Annotated in this window: 8 protein-coding genes and 1 pseudogene; 3 read left to right on the top strand and 6 right to left on the bottom strand. The window is 44.6% G+C overall.

Going from position 1 to position 5,493, the window contains the following annotated elements:
- A partial coding sequence (locus VIM88_RS03995) for a globin domain-containing protein (RefSeq protein ID WP_331861593.1) occupies nucleotides 1-395 on the bottom strand: 395 nt, incomplete at its 3' end.
- Nucleotides 396-647: 252 nt separating this feature from the next.
- Between VIM88_RS03995 and VIM88_RS04000 the strand changes: the two genes are divergently transcribed.
- Nucleotides 648-2,012, top strand: a complete 1,365-nt coding sequence (locus tag VIM88_RS04000; protein ID WP_331861594.1) for a methyltransferase domain-containing protein — start codon at nucleotides 648-650, stop codon at nucleotides 2,010-2,012.
- 66 nt (nucleotides 2,013-2,078) lie between these two features.
- Here VIM88_RS04000 and VIM88_RS04005 read toward each other — a convergent pair whose 3' ends face one another.
- Both VIM88_RS04005 and VIM88_RS04010 read right to left on the bottom strand, forming a co-directional pair.
- Nucleotides 2,079-2,618 (bottom strand): methylated-DNA--[protein]-cysteine S-methyltransferase, encoded by a 540-nt coding sequence (locus VIM88_RS04005; protein ID WP_331861595.1) that lies wholly within the window; start codon nucleotides 2,616-2,618, stop codon nucleotides 2,079-2,081.
- A 3-nt stretch (nucleotides 2,619-2,621) separates the two neighbouring features.
- The gene (locus VIM88_RS04010) at nucleotides 2,622-2,987 is read right to left on the bottom strand and encodes an MmcQ/YjbR family DNA-binding protein (RefSeq protein WP_331861596.1); all 366 of its coding nucleotides are present in this window, start codon (nucleotides 2,985-2,987) and stop codon (nucleotides 2,622-2,624) included.
- Nucleotides 2,988-3,297: 310 nt separating this feature from the next.
- On the opposite strand from VIM88_RS04010, the gene VIM88_RS04015 reads away from it, so the two are divergent.
- Together VIM88_RS04015 and VIM88_RS04020 are read left to right on the top strand one after the other, a co-directional pair.
- A complete protein-coding gene (locus tag VIM88_RS04015) occupies nucleotides 3,298-3,441 on the top strand; it encodes a type II toxin-antitoxin system RelE/ParE family toxin (protein ID WP_331861600.1) in 144 nt (47 codons plus the stop codon).
- Nucleotides 3,434-3,721, top strand: coding sequence for an addiction module antidote protein (locus tag VIM88_RS04020; RefSeq protein ID WP_331861597.1), 288 nt, complete (start codon nucleotides 3,434-3,436; stop codon nucleotides 3,719-3,721). The genes VIM88_RS04015 and VIM88_RS04020 overlap by 8 nt, the downstream gene beginning before the upstream one ends.
- A gap of 116 nt (nucleotides 3,722-3,837) precedes the next feature.
- Here the strand turns inward: VIM88_RS04020 and VIM88_RS04025 are convergent, their stop codons facing one another.
- The 3 genes and pseudogenes from VIM88_RS04025 to VIM88_RS04035 all read right to left on the bottom strand — a co-directional run.
- Entirely contained in the window at nucleotides 3,838-4,464 is a 627-nt protein-coding gene (locus VIM88_RS04025; protein ID WP_331861598.1) for a thiamine phosphate synthase, read from the bottom strand.
- A complete protein-coding gene (gene accD / locus VIM88_RS04030; RefSeq protein ID WP_331861599.1) occupies nucleotides 4,421-5,308 on the bottom strand; it encodes an acetyl-CoA carboxylase, carboxyltransferase subunit beta in 888 nt (295 codons plus the stop codon). The genes VIM88_RS04025 and accD overlap by 44 nt, the downstream gene beginning before the upstream one ends.
- Before the next feature lie 2 nt (nucleotides 5,309-5,310).
- Nucleotides 5,311-5,493, bottom strand: a pseudogene (locus VIM88_RS04035) (inositol monophosphatase); the annotation flags it as partial.

The raw sequence follows: 5,493 nt of genomic DNA on the forward strand, positions 1-5,493 counted from the left end.
CTGTTGATCAGTACATTGGCCAGGAAACCGAAGGCTTCTTCCCATGCTGCCATGACTTCGTCTGTCGCTGCATCGCCAAGTACATTCTTGATCGCTTGTAAAAGTGCGTCTCCTACCATAGGGTAGTGTTCAGGCAGGACATTGGTGTTTACATGCACCGTAGCCATCTGCTCTATCCCTTTGCCAAGGTTTTCCAGCTGGTCGATGTTCGCAGCATAGGCATAGACCGCGCTGGCCAATTTTTTATACTGGTCCGGTGCGGCATCTTTAAACAGCTCTTTGGTCTGCGGGTATTTTTCAAATAATACCTTATACATTTCCGTGGTGATGGCCTCACCGTGTTCTTTCAGTACCGGCGCCGTTGATTTAATGATCGCTTTTGTTTCGTTGTTCATTCAATATCCTTCATAAGTGTTTAGATAGTGCACTATAGCGAAGAAACAACGGAATGAAATTGACATTTGTCAAGAATAAGACACCATGGATCTTATTTGTTTTTTTGTAAAAGTGATGTCAATTCTCTGTAAGCATCTATTGTCTTTCAGGTTTTAGAGGCCCAAAACTGGGGAAACTTTAAAACAACTAGGGTATAAATATATATACAACTTATCAGCACTGGTAACTAAAAAAGAGAGTAAATATAGATCATGGCAGAAAATAAACAGATCATTGAACTGTACACAGAACTGGCACTGAATCCTGACAAAGATTTTGGCTGGGACAAGGGATTAAACAATGCGCAGGCACACGGATACAGACAGGAATGGATAGAGGCCATTCCCTCACCCGTATGGCAATACTGTGCAGCTGTGGGAAATCCTTTTACCCAAGCTGATATAAAAAAAGGGGATACTGTGATAGATCTTGGCTGTGGTGCAGGCGTTGACCTTCTGGTCTCTGCACTGTTGGTTGGAGATCAGGGTAACGTGATCGGTGTCGATATCACACCGGAGATGGTTAAAAAAGCCACCTATCATGCGAATCTATCAGGATTTTCTAATGTCAAGGTACTGGAGAGCAGTTTTGAACATATCGCTGTGGAAGATGAATCGGTGGATGTTGTGATCTCTAACGGTGCGATCAATCTTACCTCGTGCAAAGAGAGTGTATTTGCCGAGATATATCGAATTTTAAAACCTCATGGCAAACTCTTTTTTGCAGATATGATCGATACATCCGATGAAAAAGAGAGCTGCTGTTCCATCGAAAAAAGTGCATCTTGTGGTACTGGCGATGGAGAAGACTGGGCCAACTGTGTTGCCGGTACTTTACGACAGGATGCACTGATCAGCATCATGGAAAACGCTGGATTTAAAGATATCGAGTGTACAGGGCATACCCACTATACTACTTCAGAGACAACCCAGGGGGCAACCTTCAAAGCTACTAAAATTCCTTCAGATGTATTGAGAAAACAGCATTGGGATACGCTCTTTAGAACAAAAGACCATACACAAGTGTTATGGCATCAGGAAACCCCAAAAACCTCATTCATGCAGATAGAACACTATGCAAATAAAGATGATTGTATCATCGATGTTGGATGCGGTGCCTCACTTCTTGTAGATATGTTGATCGATGATGGATATAAGAACATTACACTGCTGGACACATCCGGAACCTGCCTTGATATTGTAAAAAAGAGGCTCTGCGACAAATCCGATATTCCAAACTATATATGTTCAGACATCATGCACTTTACAGCACCCAAAAAGTTCGATCTGTGGCATGATAGAGCCGTTTTCCATTTTTTACTTTTAGAGAAAGAGAAAAAGAGATATTTTGAAGTATTGCAAGAGAGTTTGATACCAGGTGGCATAGCGATCATCCATACCTTTTCTGTAGATGGAGAAAAACAATGTGCTGGACTTGATATCGTCCCATACAACGATACAAGAATGCTTCAAGCCTTGCCATCTGGATTGTCTTTAATAGCCTATGATGAGTTCATACATGTCACCCCAAAAAAGAGTGAGCAAAAATACAGTTCTTTTGTGATAAAAAAGATCTAGGAGAGGTATATCCTGCTGCGTTTTCTGCTTCCACCAACGGCAGAGCAGTACCAGAAGTCCTGTACGCTACAGTCCATCGGGTCGTCTATCGCTTCCTGCTTTGATCCCTGACTCCAGCGCCAGCAATATCCTCTTGGCCTCCAGTCCGCCCGCATATCCCTTCAATGCACCATCCGCCCCGATGATCCGATGACAGGGGATGAAGAGTGAAAGTGCATTGGCGCCCACGGCAGAAGCCACAGCTCTTACGCCCTTTTCATGACCGATACGTTTTGAAAGTTCCAGATAGGATAGTGTCGTTCCGAAAGGTATATCCGTAAGGGCTTTCCATACACACTTTTGAAACGCCGTACCGACCATCAGCAGAGGCAGATCGAATGTGTGACGAAGCCCTTGAAAGTATTCATCCAACTGCTTGCCTGCCAGCGTTAAAACCTCGCTCTCCGATTCTGTGTAGTCGGCCTTAAGCCCTTGCTGCACTCTCTTGTCTATGGCGCTTCGGTCTTTTCTGTCTCTCCAGTCCGCCAGACAGAGCGCATCGCCATAAGAACCCAGGATGAGCTCTCCCGCCGGACTTTTATACGTTTGTATGGCTATTCTTCCCATCGTCTACCCCAGCAGCTCTTTCTGCCTCTTTGTCAGTTTCTGATACACGAGGTCATAAGAGTGGTCGATCAACTCTCTGACCGTCTCCTCATCCACATCAGAACCCTCGACCGTTACCGTGTTCCAGTGCTTTTTATTCATGTGATACCCGGCAGTGATCCCTTCATAGAGAGAACGCAGCTCGAGTGCATAGAGAGGATCACATTTAAGATTCACCCGAAGAGGTTCTTCTTCCCAGGTTAAAGCAATCATCTTGTCACCAATACGGTAGACACGCACCTTTTCATCAAAAGGGTAATCAAATGTCACCCCCTGCTTCGATCGCAGATAGGTATCTAACTCTTCAAAATCCATCGTCTTTTCTCTCATATCAGTGAACTGCTTATATAGTGTACCATTTATTCATCTCGTTCCACCTCCGGAGAGGTGGAACGAGTTAATTATTAAATTGCTTAAATATTTTATCTCATAAGTATTTGAGTACACTTGACATATTTGTATCCATTTGGATACAATTGCATTATGTATGAAGTGAAAATGACAAATACCTTTTCAAAATGGTTGAGTAAACTCAAAGATATGAAAGGTCGTATCGCGGTAGCCCGTCGTATTGAGAGGATGGGTCATGGAAACTTTGGTGACGTAAAAGTCCGTTGGCACATCTATCTCTGAACTAAGGATCACGACAGGTCCAGGATACAGAGTCTATTTTACGCAGAAAGATGAACGGATTATAATTTTGTTGATAGGTGGAGACAAGTCCACCCAATCAAAAGATATAGAAAAAGCAGAAACACTGCTAAAGGAGTACAACGATGAATAAAGAATTAGTTACTTTTGATATTGTCGAGTATTTAGATAGCGAAGAGGCAATAGCTGAATATCTTACACAAGTACTTGAAGATGGAGACAATGAAGAGTTTATAAGAGCCATAGGTCACATTGCCAAAGCAAAAGGTATGGCGCAGATAGCTGAAGAAACAGGTATGGGAAGAGAAAGTCTGTACAAAGCGTTTCGCCCGAACGCGAAACCACGTTTTGACACAGTCATGAAAGTGCTTCATGCACTGAAAATTCAGATTAATGCTTCGCCACAAGTATAACCATAAAGGTTGTTTGCTGCATCTTAGTCTTTCGGCATATTTATTCTGATTCACCTTATCTTAGTATGCGTTCCACCTCTCCTGAGGTGGAACGAGGGAGCTTCGGTATAGTGATCTTACTGTTTGGAAGAAAGTCCCTGATAGAGTCCTGAACCTATCACCTTATAGAGGATCGGCTTCTCAAAACTGTCATCCAGACGTACACCGCCTATGATACCTACCGGATGTTTTGAGTGTTTGGCCGCCTCTAGCAGGGCCTGCCCTCCTACGTTGGCCTCGCTTTTAGTATCCGTTGCCCTATAGGCGCCCAGACCGATATAGTCCAGCTCCAGGCTGTTCGCTTCGAGTATCTCTGCTTTGTTGTGTGTGGAAAGCCCAAGCAGTTTCGTGCCGATCTTTTTTCGTACCAGCGCTACCGCTTCATGGAGATCAGCGCTGTATTTGCGTAGGTCCTCTTGCCCCAGGTGCAACCCGTCCGCATACGCTATAAGCTCTACCGTGTCATTGACAATAAGGGTACCGCCATACATGCTTCGTATCATCTCCAGGTCCGCTCTTTTTTCTTCCAGGGAGCCTGATTTGTTGCGGTACTGGAGTATAGGTATGTTGGGAAATGTCTTGATGTGTTGGAGAATTTCAGATAAAGAGACCTCTTTGCTCAGAAGTGTCTCTTTGTCTATCAGTGCATATATCAAAGGGTTACAGTTCCGTTTCTTCTTCGGCTGCATCTTCTTTGATGACACGTTGTGCATCTTTTTTGAAAAGTTTAAACAGGTCGGCCAGTGTCTGATGCATCGATTCACGGTCAACGATCATGTCTATCAGCCCGTGCTCAAGCAGGAACTCCGAACGCTGGAAACCTTCCGGAAGATCCACACCGACGGTCTGCTTGATCACCCTCTGGCCTGCAAATCCGATCAGCGCACCCGGTTCGGCCATGATGATGTCACCCAGCATTGCGAAGGAGGCAGAAACACCTCCCATCGTCGGGTCCGTCAGGACGGAAATATAGGGCAGCCCTTTCTGGTGCAGTCTATTGAGTGCCGCGGAGGTCTTGCTCATTTGAAGCAAAGAGTAGGTACTCTCCTGCATACGTGCACCACCGGAAGCAGAAACGATGACGAAGCCGCACTCCTTCTCTATCGCCCTGTTGATCCCGCGGACGATCTTCTCGCCTTCCACGGACCCTAAACTGCCGCCCATAAAGGAGAAGTCAAATACAGCGATCTCCGCAGGCAGACCGCCTATCGTACAGGAACCGCTCATCACCGAAGAGGTTTTGCCCGTTTCCGCTTTTGCTTCTTCCAAACGCTTTTTATAGGACTTTTTATCTGAAAATTTCAAAGGGTCTATCGGGGCAAGGCTCTTGTCATGTTCCACAAAGGATCCAGGGTCTACAATGGACTCGATACGTTTTTCAGCAGAAATACGAAAATGATGATTACACTTGGGACAAACGTTCAGTTTCGCTTCTACTTCTTTGTAATACATCAATGAAGTACATTTAGGACATTTGATCCACTGGTTAGGTATTTCCTGACTTGTGTGGGCATCCTTCTTCATACTTCCGAAAATTTTTCCAAACATCGCTATTCCTTATGCACCATTCCGTTCTTTATCAGTGCTTCGATCTTATCTGCTACAGATTTTTCTTTTGATACTATAACATAATCCGCCTCAACAATCACTTCAAGTCCCTCACAAAGTGCCAAACCTGCAGCAAAGTCGTAGATACGAAACTCTCCCGCAAAGAGTACGAATTTGACACTGTG

This window comes from Sulfurovum sp., assembly GCF_036568385.1.
Taxonomy (GTDB): domain Bacteria; phylum Campylobacterota; class Campylobacteria; order Campylobacterales; family Sulfurovaceae; genus Sulfurovum.